Here is a 14,477-nt window from a genome sequence, read left to right on the forward strand (position 1 = left end):
GTCAAGCCGAGTTTCAGATGGTTACAGACGGCTACAAAACGTTCTGCACACTACTATGCCAACCGTGCGCTTCCCTCTTAAATAACTCTAGAAACGGTTCGGCAGCGACTCGCAGGAATATTTCAAAAAGATTCAGCGGGCAAATGACTATTCAGCAATCAACCCAAAGACCACCAGATCAGGGAGCAATGTATGTCAGCGGATCGGCTTCGAGTTCTGTTGTTGATTGAGCAGTGCAATCCGGATCTACCGTCTGTGCCCAGCGTGGGGTATCAATATTTCAGGACAATTTGTGACCGAGTTGATGCGACATTAATCACCCACGAACGCAACCGAGATGCGCTGGAGCGAGTTGCGCCAGATCAGAAGATTTTTTACATTTCCGAAAGCCGCTTGATGCGCCGATATTATCACCTGGTTGATCGTCTGACCGTGATCAACGGTCGGGTGAATTGGCCGCTGCATAACGCGCTGGCTTACTTGCTATACGAGGAGTTTAATCATCGAGTTTATCGGCTGTTTCACACCGATGTCCGGCGGGGAAAATATGACCTGGTTCACGCCATCACGCCGATGATGCCGCGCTACCCAGTGAAGCTGGCGCAGGCTTGCGGACAAACGCCATTTATTCTGGGCCCGGTGAATGGCGGCGTTCCTTTTCCCAAAGGGTTCGGCGCGATCGCCCGCCGGGAATTTTCGTACTTTAACTTTCTGCGGGGGCTGGGTCTGCTGCTGCCAGGATATCGAGCAACCTATCAAAAAGCCGATCGCGTTTTAGCCGGGTCATCCTATACCTTTGGGATGCTGCAAAAGCGGTTTCAATTGGGCGATCGCCTCCGATTGTTTTACGAAAATGGAATTCCGACAGAGTTCTTTAGGCGGGGTGCAAAACAAGAGAGGGGCGATCGCATCAACCTGCTATTCGTCGGTCGTTTGGTGCCCTACAAAGGCGCAGATATTTTGCTAGAAGCGCTGGCACAGATTAAGCCCCTTGCATTATCGAAAACTCGGCTAACCATTGTGGGTGATGGGGCCGAGCGGGAATATTTAGAAGCGCTAACGCAGCGGCTTGACCTGCAAGACATTGTAGAATTCGCAGGCTGGGTTCCTCATTCAGAAACACATCGCTACTACAGTCAGGCGGACATCTTCTGCTTTCCGTCGATTCGGGAATTTGGCGGAGCGGTGGTGCTGGAGGCGATGGCGGCGGGACTGCCCTGCATTGTTGCCGACAATGGCGGCATCGCCGAATACATGACCCCCAACACGGGCTTTACCCTTCCGCTGCATTCCCGCGAGCATCTGGTGTCTACGCTGGCAGAAAAAATTCAACGGCTAGTGGAAGACGAGGCGCTGCGATCGCACTTGTCGCAAGGGGCGATCGCCCATGCCCGCCAGTTTGAGTGGGAACACAAGGCAGAACAGATTGTGGCGCTCTATCACGAAGTGCTGGCAGAACGTCAGGTGTTCTCGCCTGCGAAAGCGCTGATCTGAGCAGCATCAACGATCCCAGAGGCTGGGCTTATGTCGATTCTAGAGCTTGGATTGGTGATTTTGGAGCGCCCGTCACCCTTCCCTCTTCGTTCTTCGTTCTTCGTTCTTCGTTCTTTTCTCTTCCCTCTTCCTACACCGACGGACTCAGCGCGGTTGGCGGATTCGTCTCTGAATTCGCGGCTTGTGCGGCCATTTCCTTTAGCCGCTTAATCCGTTCTTCAACAGGCGGGTGCGTCATGAACAGCGTCATCAGCCCTTCCCGCGATAAAGGATTCACGATGAATAGCGGCGCAAAGGCGGGATTGCCGTGGATGGGAACCTTCTGTCCTGTCGCTTCTAGGGCCTCCAGAGCGCGAACCAACGCCAGGGGATCGCCCGTGATCTCGGCGGCTCCGGCATCGGCGGCAAACTCCCGCGTGCGAGAAATCGCCATCTGGATCAGCCCCGCCGCCATCGGCCCCACCACCAGCAAAAACAAGATTGCCAGGGGATTGTTGCCGCGTCGCCCCGCCCGCGACACCGGGAAATAGAGTGCGCCCAGCGTCAGGATGCGCCCCAGGTAGGTGAGCGATCCGGCCAGGGTTCCCGCCACAGCCTGCGTCAGCGTATCGCGGTTGCGGACGTGGGTGAGTTCATGGGCGATAACAGCATCCAGCTCGTCTGGCGGCAGCAGCTTGATGAGGCCTTCGGTGAGGGCGATCGCCGCGTGATTGGGGTCGCGGCCGGTGGCGAAGGCATTGGGCGACTCTGACGGCACGATGTACACCGCAGGCATGGGAAGCCCAGCGCGATCGCACAGTTTTTCAATGCGGTCGTATAGCGCTGGAGCCTCTTCTCGCGGCGTGGGCTTGGCCTGAAACGCCGCCAGTGCCGCCTGGTCGGAATAGTACCAGGAGCCGAAGCTGCTCAGTGCCGCAAATGCCAACCCGTAATACAGACCCGTTTCATCGCCCACCAGCAAATAGCCCGCCAGCACAATCAAGCCGCTGAGCAAGGCCAGCAGCGCCAGCGTTTTGAACTGATTGATCCCAGCCATAGAACCCTTGTAAATCCGTGTAAACCTATGTAAATCCGTGTAAATCTACAGTGCAAACCCAGTCAATCGACAGGTTGACTTCGAGTGTCTATAGCATCGCAGATGCTTGCCCTAGCAGGGTCTATCTGAGGAAAGAAAATTAACAGTCGGCAGTCGCCGCCATCCCTTTCCAAAGAGGGACAGGACTTACGCACTGGCAATAAGCTTTCTGGGTTTTAGACGATTTCTCGCGGGCTGCATCCGCGAGAAATCGTCCCCCTGCGTAAGTCCTAGAGGGATTCTAAAGAGAGAGGTGGGGAACTAGGCGCGGGCAGCCGCCTTGGCCGCCAGAGTTGCCAGACCCACACAGAGCAGCGCGTTTAACGCCAAGTATCCACGGGCGATCGCCCCTGCGCCCAATCCCATCACCTGCGGATCGACCACCGCGCTAATGCCCAAACAGGCGGCCACACCCAGCGTTGCGCCGATGGCCACCCACTTGCCCCAGGCATGGCCCAGCAGCAGCGCCACCAGCCCAAACGGAATCAGCACGCTGGCGAAGAGCGGGTTCAGTGCTGCGCTGCCGGATATTGCGCCGCCCAGTTCAGGAATCGAGCTACCCAAAAGCCGGAAGGGATATTGCGGCAGGTCGTAGATATAGAAACCCCGGAACGGGAAAAAGCCGCTGCTGCCTGCAACCAGGCCCAGCCCCAGCGACAGGCTCAGCACGGGCACATAGCGCCGCAGCAGCCACGCCAGCAGGTATGACCCCAGCACCATGCCCAGCTTGGGCAACAGCGCCACCGCGCCGCCATCAAACCAGAAGCGCAGGTTGAGATAGCCATTGTCGCGCAGCCAGCGCAGGAAGTCTTTCACGTCCAGATTTTCCTGCTGGGCCAGACGCACCGCAGCGTTGGCATCCAGCCGGCCTGCGCCGAAGTGGTTGAGCGGGTCTTCCGTAACCTGGCGAGCGGAGGATTTGAGGATTTGGGCGATCGCCTCCGGTTCCGTAATGCCTACGGATTTCACCAGCGCAGCAACGGCGGCAACGTGGGGCGCGGCCATGCTGGTGCCCTGGAAGGCACGAAATACGGGTTCGCCCGTCTCCGGATCGATGGTTTGCTGCAAAATGCCGCCTGCGTCGTTTTCGCCCTCAAACGCGCCGCCCGGTGCGGCAATGTCCACGCCCGCGCCGAAGTTGGAATAGGGCGCTTTGGCTCCCGTGGCATCCACGGCCGACACGGCAATCACGTTGCCATAGCGGGCAGGAAATCCGGCGGCGTTGGTGTTGGCGTTGCCTGCCGCAGCCACAATCACCACGCCTTTGCCGTGGGCATAGTCGATGGCATCCCGCATCACACCCGCGTCGCCGCCCCCACCCAGGCTGAGGTTAATTACGTCCGCCCCGTGGTCGGCAGCAAAGCGAATCGCCTCAGCAATGTCCGTTACTGTACCGCCGCCCTCCGCGCCCAGCACCTTCAGCGGCATCAGGCTGGCTTTGTAGGCAATGCCCGCCACGCCGAGATTGTTGTTTGTGGATTGGGCAATTGTCCCGGCGACGTGGGTGCCGTGGCCGTTGTCGTCGATCGCCTCTTCCCGGTCGTTTACAAAGTCGTAGCCGGGGACAAACTTGGTCTGCTGCAAATCGGGCACAGGCGCGATGCCCGTGTCGATGACGGCAATGGTCGTGCCCGCGCCCTTGCTCTCGTTCCAGGCAGATTCCATCTGAAGGGTCTGGAGATTCCACTGCTTGGGATAGTCGGGGTCATTGGGCACGTCCAGCGTGCGATAGATATAGTTGGGGTCGATGGATTCTGTATAGCGGCGCAGGTCGGAGCGGCGCAACGCCCGCAGCGTCTGTTTATCACCCGGCAGAATGTAGACCTGCTCGGCTTTGGAAAAAGCGCTGTTGAGACGGGGCGTGATGCTGAACTGCTGGGCGATCGCCCCTAGCTGCTGCTCCACTTCTGCCGCCGTCAGGTCATCCCGAAAGTCCAGCACAATCGACTCATACTCGCCCCGACTGCCCAGCCCCGGCACATGACCCAGCGCCAAGATCAGTCCCGCCAAAAACAGCCCAATCCACCACAGCCGTCCCATCGCTCCGACTCCCAGGAAGTGTTTCTTCCCAACGATAGCTCAGGCGCTAGCGGAGTTGGAGGGCGGAGTTAAGAAACGCAACTGAGAAACTTTCGCTTTAATTCGCTTTAATTCGCTCTAAATTGCTTCAAGTCTGGGGTTCAGGATTAGCAGCCATTGCAAGCCGGAGGTGCCATCATCGAAGCACAAAACTCAGCGAAAATGAGAAGTGAGTCCAGCACCCAGACGATTTCTCCACGCTCCCCACTGTCACCAGATCTCGCCCTATGACATCTTCTCCTTTGTTGCCGGATCGTATTGCTCCAGCCCTCGCAGCAAACCTGACGCACATCACGCTCGATCGCGCCAAGCTTGCAGATTTTTGCCAGAAGCACCGCATTCGCAAACTCTCGCTATTTGGCTCCATCCTGCGCGACGACTTTGAGCCAGATCGCAGCGATGTCGATTTCCTAGTGGAATTTTTGCCAAATGCGACTCCAGGCTTCTTCCAGCTTGTTGATATGGAAGATCAACTGTCTGACCTTATCGGGAAGAAAGCTGACCTGAGAACTCCCAAAGAACTAAGCCGCTATTTTCGTCAGGAAGTCCTCGATGAAGGGGTTGTCCAATACGAACACGCCACTGACAAAAGCCATGACCAAGCTTGACGACTCGACGCGCCTTCGGCACATGATGGAGTCTGCTCAAAAACTACTGGAGTTTTCGTCAGGCAAAACTCAAAGTGCGATCGCCTCAGATGAAATCTTATCTTTGGCGATTGTGTGATTAACTGAGATTATTGGCGAGGCCGCTGCAAATGTTTCTCAGGAAAAGCAGGATCAATATCCGCAAATCGAGTGGAGGAAAATAATTGGCATGAGAAATCGTATTGTTCATGCCTACTTTGACATTGACATGGAAGTAGTTTGGCAAACGATTAATCAGGATATCCCTGTCTTAGTCTCACAACTCGAAGCTGTTTTTAGACAGGAAGGAATTCGGCTCTAAGTTTCTAACGAAGACCAGCTTCCCATCTTTGCTGACGGTTTTGGTCAGCTTAGAGACTGTTTTAGAGACGGTATAGTGCGCTGGGCGATCGCCGTAACGCATTGCACATTTGACAGGGAAGCGTTACTTAAACAATTCGCTTTTCCAGGTATTGCCCGATCATCTGCTGTTCGCCTTCGCGGGTAATGATGGTCTGGCGGGTGCGGTAGAGTTGCCCGATGAGCTTGATTTCCTCCTCGAAGGAGGAGCCTTTGTATTCGGTGCGGAGGCAGAGGGTTTGGGGATTGGTGAAGTAGTAGAGCGCGGTGACGGGCTTGGTGGTGGCAAAGCCGCGATCGCGGTACAGTAGATTTCCCATTGCGCCGAAGAGGGTAGAGCCTCTGGACTGGGTGCGTCCTGATAGCGCTTCGGCACTATTCCAGACGACCTCCGTGCCGCAGGTGAGGCAGGTGTCATCTTCAAGTTCGTGCAGGCGGGCGAGGTGGCGCAGTTCGTCGCAGCCCTGGGCCAAAAAGCGGACTTGAATCTGGCTGACCATTTCCTTGGTTTCACCGTCGGGCAAGGTGTAGTAGCGCCGCTCAGAGCGCCATTCACCGGCAGACTGCTGAAAGAATTCGGCAATTTGGGAATCGCCTGCGGTCGTGGTCAAAGAAGGCTGAAACGTCACCGAACTGTCCTCACACTCGCAACTAAGGTTAATAGAGTAAAGGGGGAAACCTGCACTTTTGTCAATTCGTGCCTGCGTTTCTGTAATTCTTTTTAATATAACCCAGGAGCCAAGCTTTTAGGGCCCCCTGGATGGGTAATTATTCTCAGCGATCGCCCAGAGATATTGTTCCCATCTAACCCCGAAAAGGGGCAAATCCGGCATGATGTAAGAAGGCCGCTTGTTCTCAGCAATTTAACAACGGGTATGTCATCGTTCAACATTCAGGCACCGTTTGAGCCAAAGGGCGACCAACCGAGGGCGATCGCCCAACTCACCGACTACGTGCAGCAGGGACACCGCTACCAAACCCTGCTGGGCGCAACGGGCACGGGCAAAACCCACAGCATCGCTCGTGTGATTCAGAACGTGGGCAAGCCGACGCTGGTGCTGGCCCACAACAAAACGCTGGCGGCGCAGTTGTGCAATGAGCTGCGCGAGTTTTTCCCTGACAACGCAGTGGAATATTTCATCAGCTATTACGACTATTACCAGCCGGAAGCCTACATTCCGGTGACGGATACTTACATTGCCAAAACCGCGTCGATTAACGAAGAAATCGACATGCTGCGCCATTCTGCAACGCGATCGCTGTTTGAGCGCAAAGACGTGATCGTAGTGGCCTCCATTAGCTGCATTTACGGATTGGGAATTCCGGCAGAGTATTTGAACGCATCGGTTCGCTTTGCCGTGGGCATGGAGACGGATCAGCGGCAGATCTTGCGCGATCTCTCCACCGTGCAATATGAGCGCAATGACTTGGACGTGGGGCGGGGCCGGTTCCGGGTCAAAGGCGATGTCTTGGAGATTGGCCCGGCCTATGAAGATCGCATCATTCGGATTGAGTTTTTTGGGGACGAAATCGATGCCATTCGCTATATCGATCCAATCACGGGCGCGACGCTGCAAAGCATGGAATCGGTGAACATTTACCCTGCCAAACACTTTGTTACGCCGGAGGATCGGCTAGAGGCGGCCTGCATCGCCATTCAGGATGAACTCAAGGAACGGCTGGCGGAATTGGAAAGCGAAAATAAGTTATTGGAAGCCCAGCGGCTAGAGCAGCGCACCCGCTACGACTTGGAAATGCTGCGGGAAGTGGGCTATTGCAACGGCGTGGAAAACTATGCGCGACACTTGGCAGGTCGCCCGGCCGGATCGCCGCCGGAGTGTTTGCTGGACTATTTCCCCAAGGACTGGCTGCTGGTGATTGACGAATCGCACGTTACGCTGCCGCAGTTAAAGGGCATGTATAACGGCGATCGCGCTCGCAAAACCGTCCTGATCGAACACGGGTTTCGTCTGCCCAGCGCTGCCGACAACCGCCCCCTCAAGGACGAAGAATTCTGGCAAAAAGTGAATCAGTGCATTTTCGTATCAGCCACACCGGGCGACTGGGAGTTGCAGGTGTCGGATGGGGTATTTGAAACAACGGGCGAAGGCAAAGATGCATCGAGTGTTTACCTTCGCGGAACCGGGCGGGTGGTGGAGCAGGTAATTCGCCCGACGGGGGTGCTTGATCCAGAAATTTTTGTGCGGCCGACGGAGGGGCAGATTGACGACCTGCTGGGCGAGGTGCGCGATCGCGTGGAAAAAGGCGAGCGCACGCTGGTCACTACGCTGACCAAACGCATGGCCGAAGACCTGACTGAGTATTTGCAAGAGCGCGGTATTCGGGTGCGCTATTTGCATTCCGAGATCAATTCCATCGAGCGGATCGAGATCCTGCAAGATTTGCGTCAGGGGGCGTTCGATGTGCTAATCGGCGTGAACCTGCTGCGGGAGGGATTGGACTTGCCAGAAGTGTCGCTGGTGGCGATTTTGGACGCAGATAAGGAAGGGTTTTTGCGGGCAGAGCGATCGCTCATTCAGACCATTGGCCGGGCAGCGCGGCACGTCCGGGGGCAGGCCATTCTCTACGCCGACAACCTCACCGACAGCATGGCCCGAGCCATCGAGGAAACCGAGCGCCGCCGCCAGATCCAGATGGAATACAACGAGAAACACGGCATTACGCCGCAGCCGATCGTGCGTCGCCAGAACAATGCGATTCTGCAATTTCTGGAAGTGTCGCGCCGAGTCAGCGCCCACGAACTGGAGGAAATGATCGACCAGTCGGAGGATCTGCCCCTGGAAAATATCCCCGACCTGATCGTGAAGCTGGAAGCCGAAATGAAGGAAGCTGCTAAGAAGCTAGAGTTTGAAGAGGCTGCTAAAATGCGCGACAAGATCAAGCAATTGCGCGATCGCCTCACGGGCCGTCGTTAGTCCTCAAGTGTAATCAGTGTAAGGTTCAATTTTAATGTCCAGATAAACAATGTCCAGATAAACAATGTCCAGATAAACAATGTCCAAATAAACGACCAAACCTGGTTCAAAGCGGGGGTATCCCACTTTTGTAATCCTCACCCTACAGCCCTCTGCCAAAGCGGGAGAGGGACTTCCAATCCGGCTCCTCTTCTCCTGCTCTGGGAGAAGGGGCTGGGGGATGAGGGCAAACTTGCAGAACTGGGATGCGCCCGTTCAAAGCCGCCTCACAAAAGCCTTATCACAATTGCTTGAGAGTCGTCTCTTCGGCTTGTCAGTTGACGGTGAGATCTAGATTCCAAAATGGTTCGTAGACCCATTCGCAACCCGATTCGCCACTCTATTCACACCCACCTCACACCCACGTCACGCCCATGATCGGACAGTCGAGGTCGTCACAATCCGGGGGTTCTCGAGGCAGCGATTTCCCCAAATATTCCATCGTGGTGCCTGTGTACAACGAAGAGGCGAATATTCCAGAGCTATATCGCCGCGTCAGCCGGGTTATGGAATCGCTGGATGGAGACGCAGAGCTAATTTTAATTGATGACGGCAGCGGCGATCGCACACTATCCATGCTGCGCGACCTGCATCAGCAAGACCCCCGCGTACGCTACCTCAGCTTTGCGCGAAACTTTGGGCATCAGACAGCGGTGACGGCAGGACTGCACTTTGCACGGGGCAAGGCGGTGGTGACGATGGATGCCGACTTGCAAGACCCGCCGGAGCTAATTTTGCAACTGGTGGAACGGTGGCAGGAAGGCTATCAGGTGGTCTACGCCCAGCGGACTCGCCGCAAACAGGAAGGTCTGCTCAAGCGCGGGCTGGCCTACGGCTTTTATCGCATTTTGCGGAAGCTGGCGGATGTGGATATTCCCACGGACACGGGCGACTTTTGCCTGATGGATCGCGCAGTGGTGAACCTGCTGAATCGGATGCCAGAGCGCAACCGCTACATTCGCGGACTCCGCGCCTGGGTGGGCTTTCGGCAGACGGCGGTGCTGTTTGACCGCGACCCCCGGTTTGCGGGCGAGGTGAAGTATACCTTCCGCAAGTCGCTGGCGCTGGCGATCAACGGGCTGGTGTCGTTTTCGATTATTCCCCTGCGGCTTTCGACTTACATGGGCATGGCGGCGGCGGCGATCGCCCTGCTGATGATGGGACTGGTGATCTACTGGCGCTTGTTTGAACCCAACTCACGGCTGACAGGCTTTGCCACGATCGCGATCGCCGTCTTTTTTCTGGGCGCGGTGCAGTTGATTTGCATTGGCATTCTCGGCGAATACATCGGGCGCATCTACGAAGACGTGCGCGGCCGCCCGCTCTACACCCTGGCCGAGGCAGGTGGCTTCGAGGATTTGCCCCATCCCCAATCCTTCTCGCATGGCGGTTCAGAGCCGTAATCCTCCAACCTGCAACGACTGCGCGAGATAGCCATTGCGCTAATTGTTGCACTGGCTATTTCGCGAATTGTGCTAACTGCGCTAGCTATTGCGCCACATCCACGGGCTGATTTTCTGAGGCAGCCGAGCTAGCCAGCAGCGCCTCTAGCAGGTTGCCTCGATTGGTGCGAACCGTGTCCACCGTTGCCTTGATGAAGCCTGCAATCGGCACTGCCACCAGCAGCCCCAACACGCCGCCCACCTTCAGCCCGATATCCAGCGAAATCAGCATCCACACTGGGTTTAGCCCCGTCAACTCGCCCACAATGCGCGGGCCGATCAGGTTTTCGCAAATCTGGATAATCACCGCGCCGACGATCAGCACTTTTACACCCAGCCAAAAGTTTTGCAGCGCCAGCAGGGAACTGACGATCACCAGCGTCGTGCTGCCGCCAAAGGGAATCAGGCTGGCCGCACCGATGCCCAGTCCAAATAGCTCTGCCAGGGGAATTCGCAAAATCAGCATTGCCGCCGTTTGCGATAGGCCCATGATGGTGGCTAGCGTCGCCTGTCCCACAATGAAGCGCTCAAAGTTTTGCGGTAGCGACTGCCGAATGCGATCGCCCCAGGGCGACGGCAGCCAGCCCAAAATTCCCGCCCAAAGCTGTTCGCCCCGCAGCACCAGGAAAATCGTGAACACCACCGTCAGGAAGATATTCACAATACTGCCAATGGCGCTAAAGACCAGACTGATGACCTGCGTGGTGAGCGATCGCAGCACGCCCGTCAGCCGCTCGATCTGCTGATTCAGCGTCGTACTTAGGTCTACCGGAATCTGCTGCTCAATGGCCCAGGCTTCCAGCGATTTCAACTGCTGCTGGCCAGACTTCAGCCATTCTGGCAGGCGGGTGAGCAACTCGTTCGACTGGCGCAAAATCAGCGGCACGATAAACACCAGCAGCACGCTCAGCACGATCAGGAACAGCAGAAACACCACTCCGACGGCAATGCTGCGCCGCACACCGCGCTGCTGCAAAAAGCGGATGGGATAGTCCAGCAAGAAAGAAACGAGCGTTGCGGCAATCAGGGTGCTGATTAGCGGCTGGAGCCACTGGGCAAACAGCAGCAACAGCCAAGCGTTGAGAAACACGACGGGGAAAATCAGCCCAATCGTAAAAATGCGGGGTAATCGACTCAACGACTCAAGCATGAGGGACGCAGTGGCAAAAACCAGAAGTTAGGGCGCTTCTGATGATCCTATCGCGATGTCGCTCTGTTCGTCCGACTCGACGACGCTTGTGTCGATGTCCACGCTGCCCGGTGTGGGAATGGCGCGATAGAGAAACCGAATCGTGTCGCGCTCATCAAAGCGATCCAGTTCGTGGCGGACATCTTCTTCGCTGGGCGCAGTGACTTGCATCAAAAAAGGCAGCAGCTTGAACGTAGGCGTATAGGTGAAAAAGTAGCCGCCATGCACGTCGATGCGCCCTGTTAGATAGAAGAACGTGTTAATCGCATCGATGGGAATCGCGGTGAATGGGTTGAGATCCAGGGCAACCGCGTTCACGCCCTTCATCTTGGAGCAGTCCAGGTAGCTGAAATTTTCAAACAAATCGTAGGCAGACGTGGGACGCACCGCCTGACGAGTCAAAATTGCGCCGCGAATCAGCAGAATCTTCAGTTGCTCTCGGCGGCGCTTGCGGCGGGGCGTTTTTTGGATTTCTTTCTCTGGGTTGGGCGGCAAAAACACGTTGCCCAGGCGCAGACCTGACATTTCCACACTAGGTTCGCTAAACCAGTTGCCCAGGGTGGAAAGATAGCGCAACACAATGTCGCGATCGCTCGACATTAGGTAAATCTGCTCGCAGCGGCGAATAGCAGAGCGGACGTAGTTGTTTCGCCCTTCCCGCAGCAGCTCCAGGGGAATATCGGGCGAGGCCAGGATCAGCTTGCCCAGCTTGAGGCAATCGCCCAGTCCATCGTCATTGGATTCCTGGTCGTCTTTGCCAAAGCGATCCGACAACACCCGCAGCACGTTCACCAGCACCAGCCCGCCCATGCTGTGGCCAATCAGGTTCACCAGCTTGCGGCTGCGCTTGAGGGCCAGTTGCACCCGTTCGTCGCGCTCCGGCAGCCCCATGTCTTGAAGCATGAGCCGCTTCAGCGATTTATCCAGCCGCCAGAAAAATTCCGCTAGATCCGGTGCGCCATAGTGAATCGCCCGGTAGCGATCGCGCTGATAGACCACCGACCGCAGCAGCATCAGCAGCGACAGCCACAGGAAAAAGACCCCAGCGGCGATCGCCAGATGCCACTGCGGCCCCACATCCCGCACAAGGTCGATTTTCTCCGCCAGTTCCGTGAGGCCAATCAGCACCACGCTGGGAATAAAGCTAAGCAGCAGCAGGCTCCCCAGAAATTTCATTAAAATTTCCAGATTGCTTATAGAGTCCCGGATCAGCCCCCGGTTAAACACGGGCTGTTCGCTGGGCCAGTGATAGCCGATGTAGAGATGCTCTTCGCCCAGCGTGTCGGTGGGTTCCCCACCGGGTTTGGGTTTGGCAAAGAGGTAGTTGGCTTCATCTGAGAGAAACTTGTAGAAGCCGCCCGCTGGGTTGGCGTAGCCGTGCGTCCGCAGGGTCAGGGCGCGGATGTTTCGCTGGTGAATGATTTCCGCCAGTTCATCGACATTAAACAGCGGGCGAAACAGCTTGGGGTTGGGGAGCGATCGCTCGACCGCCAGCGACACCGATGCCGTGCTGACGACCAAAAACGTATTCTGGGTACACCACTCGCCGCATTCGCCCTGCTTGCCCTCCTGCCCCAGATAGCGATACACCTCAAAGTTTCGCCCAATGGCTTTGGTAAACTCGCGGCGCTTCCAGTGGTTCAGCGTTTTGATGACGTACTCTTCGTCTACAAGCCGACAAAAGCCGGGATAGCGCTCCTGGCACTGGGCCCAGTCAAAGGCTTGGGCATGGGTTTTGAGTTCGTTGTGGAGCGCATCGGCGATCGCCCCGGGATCAGCTTTTCCCTGATACACTGCGGGATCTGCGCCATACATCGGTTCGTAGGCAAGCTGCACAATTCGCGCCTTGGCCCACCAGTCCGAAAAAGGAGCCGCGTTTGCCACAATGCCCCCCAGCCAGCGCTGGTCATTGGCACAGGCCTCACGCCCCGCTGGCGACTCTGCCCAGCGATAGGGCAGCGCCTCCTCTAGCTGTGTTGCACCCATGAAGGTTCTCCTTCTGCGACCGTTGGTGATCCAGACCGTGGTTGATCCGGAGAGTGATCCAGAACTCGCGGCGGCTTAAAATTCCGCGCCAGGATATTCCCGAAATTTTAGAACCCTGCGTCTGGTCTGGTGCAGGAAGTTAACAAAGCCTTAGATGAGCGCCCGTAGAGGAATCACCAGAGATACACGCCAGATTCGCGCCAGATTCGCGCCAGATTCGCGCCAGATTCACGCCAGATCCATGCCAGATTCACGCTAAGCCTTGGCATTGGGCAGCTTAACCTGAGTAGCAAGTCCCAGCTTTTGCAGCAGGGCGATCGTCGCCCAGGTGAGGTCAAGCTCCCACCAGGCCAGTCCGTGGCGGGCGGAATACTGGAAGGCATGGTGGTTGTTGTGCCAGCCTTCGCCGTAGGTCAGCAGGGCCACCCACCAGCAGTTGGTCGAGCGATCGCCCGAATCATAGCTGCGATAGCCAAAGCGGTGGGTGGCGCTGTTCACCAGCCAGGTGCAGTGATACACCACCACCAGCCGCACAAACACGCCCCAAATTACAAACGGCCAGCCCCCCAGCAGGTATAGCAACCCGCCAAACGCCACCTGAATCCAGAAGAAATGCCGCTGAAAGAATTGATAAACCGGATCGCCGGAAATATCGCGGGTGTAGCGGTCGGTTTCGGCCATGGCGGGCACATCGTAAAACATCCAGCCCATGTGGCTCCACCAAAAGCCGCGACCAGAGTCGTGGTGGTCGCGCTCCTGATCGGAATGGACGTGGTGGTGACGGTGCAGCCCGACCCACTCCAGCGGGCCGCCCTGCATACTCAGCGTGCCAAAAAACACCAGCAGATATTCCAGCCACTTGGGCACCTGAAAGCTGCGGTGGCTAACGAGCCGATGCCAGCCCAGGGTGATGCCCAACCCGCCTGTCACCCAATGCAGAAAGACGAGGAGGGCGATCGCCCCCCAGTTAAACATTCCTGGCAACAGCGCCAGCAGCGCCCCCAAATGCACGCCCACCATAAACAGCAGGACGACGTATCGGGGCTTTTGTCGAGTCAACGGAGCAATAGTCATAAAATCCAACGAAAACTGTATAAAGGGTCAGGGGTCAAGGGGTCAGGGGTTTGGGCTGAGGAGCAGGTCACATGCGCTTGGCTAAGCCGCTAGATGAGCCGCTAGATAAGCAACTAGTGGGGCAATTAGTGGGGCAACTAGATGGGCAGCCCAAAATCGCCAATCTAAAATCCAAAA

The 14,477-nt window shown here is 56.7% G+C and carries 12 protein-coding genes; 6 read left to right on the forward strand and 6 right to left on the reverse strand.

What is annotated here, in order from left to right:
- Positions 1–192: 192 nt before the first annotated feature.
- Positions 193–1,494 (forward strand): glycosyltransferase family 4 protein, encoded by a 1,302-nt coding sequence (locus HNI00_RS21745; protein ID WP_316789444.1) that lies wholly within the window; start codon positions 193–195, stop codon positions 1,492–1,494.
- Between the two features lie 130 nt (positions 1,495–1,624).
- Here the strand turns inward: HNI00_RS21745 and HNI00_RS21750 are convergent, their stop codons facing one another.
- Complete coding sequence (locus HNI00_RS21750; protein WP_316789446.1) at positions 1,625–2,530, reverse strand: M48 family metalloprotease; 906 nt, start codon at positions 2,528–2,530, stop codon at positions 1,625–1,627.
- A gap of 300 nt (positions 2,531–2,830) precedes the next feature.
- Positions 2,831–4,609: a S8 family peptidase gene (locus tag HNI00_RS21755; protein WP_316789448.1), complete on the reverse strand. Its 1,779-nt coding sequence runs from the start codon at positions 4,607–4,609 to the stop codon at positions 2,831–2,833.
- A gap of 266 nt (positions 4,610–4,875) precedes the next feature.
- On the opposite strand from HNI00_RS21755, the gene HNI00_RS21760 reads away from it, so the two are divergent.
- The 3 genes from HNI00_RS21760 to HNI00_RS22275 are packed head-to-tail and all read left to right on the forward strand — an operon-like array spanning position 4,876 to position 5,596.
- Entirely contained in the window at positions 4,876–5,256 is a 381-nt protein-coding gene (locus HNI00_RS21760; protein WP_316789450.1) for a nucleotidyltransferase family protein, read from the forward strand.
- Entirely contained in the window at positions 5,243–5,374 is a 132-nt protein-coding gene (locus HNI00_RS21765) for a hypothetical protein (RefSeq protein ID WP_316789451.1), read from the forward strand. The genes HNI00_RS21760 and HNI00_RS21765 overlap by 14 nt, the downstream gene beginning before the upstream one ends.
- A gap of 12 nt (positions 5,375–5,386) precedes the next feature.
- Positions 5,387–5,596, forward strand: a complete 210-nt coding sequence (locus HNI00_RS22275; protein ID WP_420156415.1) for a HepT-like ribonuclease domain-containing protein — start codon at positions 5,387–5,389, stop codon at positions 5,594–5,596.
- A gap of 127 nt (positions 5,597–5,723) precedes the next feature.
- Here the strand turns inward: HNI00_RS22275 and HNI00_RS21770 are convergent, their stop codons facing one another.
- Entirely contained in the window at positions 5,724–6,263 is a 540-nt protein-coding gene (locus HNI00_RS21770; protein WP_316789453.1) for a phycobiliprotein lyase, read from the reverse strand.
- Positions 6,264–6,509: 246 nt separating this feature from the next.
- Between HNI00_RS21770 and uvrB the strand changes: the two genes are divergently transcribed.
- The gene (gene uvrB, locus HNI00_RS21775; RefSeq protein ID WP_316789455.1) at positions 6,510–8,570 is read left to right on the forward strand and encodes an excinuclease ABC subunit UvrB; all 2,061 of its coding nucleotides are present in this window, start codon (positions 6,510–6,512) and stop codon (positions 8,568–8,570) included.
- Between the two features lie 413 nt (positions 8,571–8,983).
- A complete protein-coding gene (locus HNI00_RS21780; RefSeq protein WP_316789457.1) occupies positions 8,984–10,012 on the forward strand; it encodes a glycosyltransferase family 2 protein in 1,029 nt (342 codons plus the stop codon).
- 85 nt (positions 10,013–10,097) lie between these two features.
- Here HNI00_RS21780 and HNI00_RS21785 read toward each other — a convergent pair whose 3' ends face one another.
- The 3 genes from HNI00_RS21785 to HNI00_RS21795 all read right to left on the reverse strand — a co-directional run bounded on the left by HNI00_RS21785 (position 10,098) and on the right by HNI00_RS21795 (position 14,300).
- Positions 10,098–11,201, reverse strand: a complete 1,104-nt coding sequence (locus HNI00_RS21785) for an AI-2E family transporter (protein WP_172357800.1) — start codon at positions 11,199–11,201, stop codon at positions 10,098–10,100.
- Between the two features lie 27 nt (positions 11,202–11,228).
- On the reverse strand, positions 11,229–13,226 hold the full coding sequence (locus HNI00_RS21790) for an alpha/beta hydrolase (protein ID WP_316789459.1): 1,998 nt from the start codon (positions 13,224–13,226) through the stop codon (positions 11,229–11,231).
- Positions 13,227–13,481: 255 nt separating this feature from the next.
- Complete coding sequence (locus HNI00_RS21795; protein WP_316789463.1) at positions 13,482–14,300, reverse strand: acyl-CoA desaturase; 819 nt, start codon at positions 14,298–14,300, stop codon at positions 13,482–13,484.
- Between the last annotated feature and the right edge of the window lie 177 nt (positions 14,301–14,477).

Source organism: Thermoleptolyngbya oregonensis NK1-22 (genome assembly GCF_032705245.1).
In the GTDB taxonomy this organism is placed as follows: Bacteria; Cyanobacteriota; Cyanobacteriia; order Elainellales; family Elainellaceae; genus Thermoleptolyngbya; species Thermoleptolyngbya sichuanensis.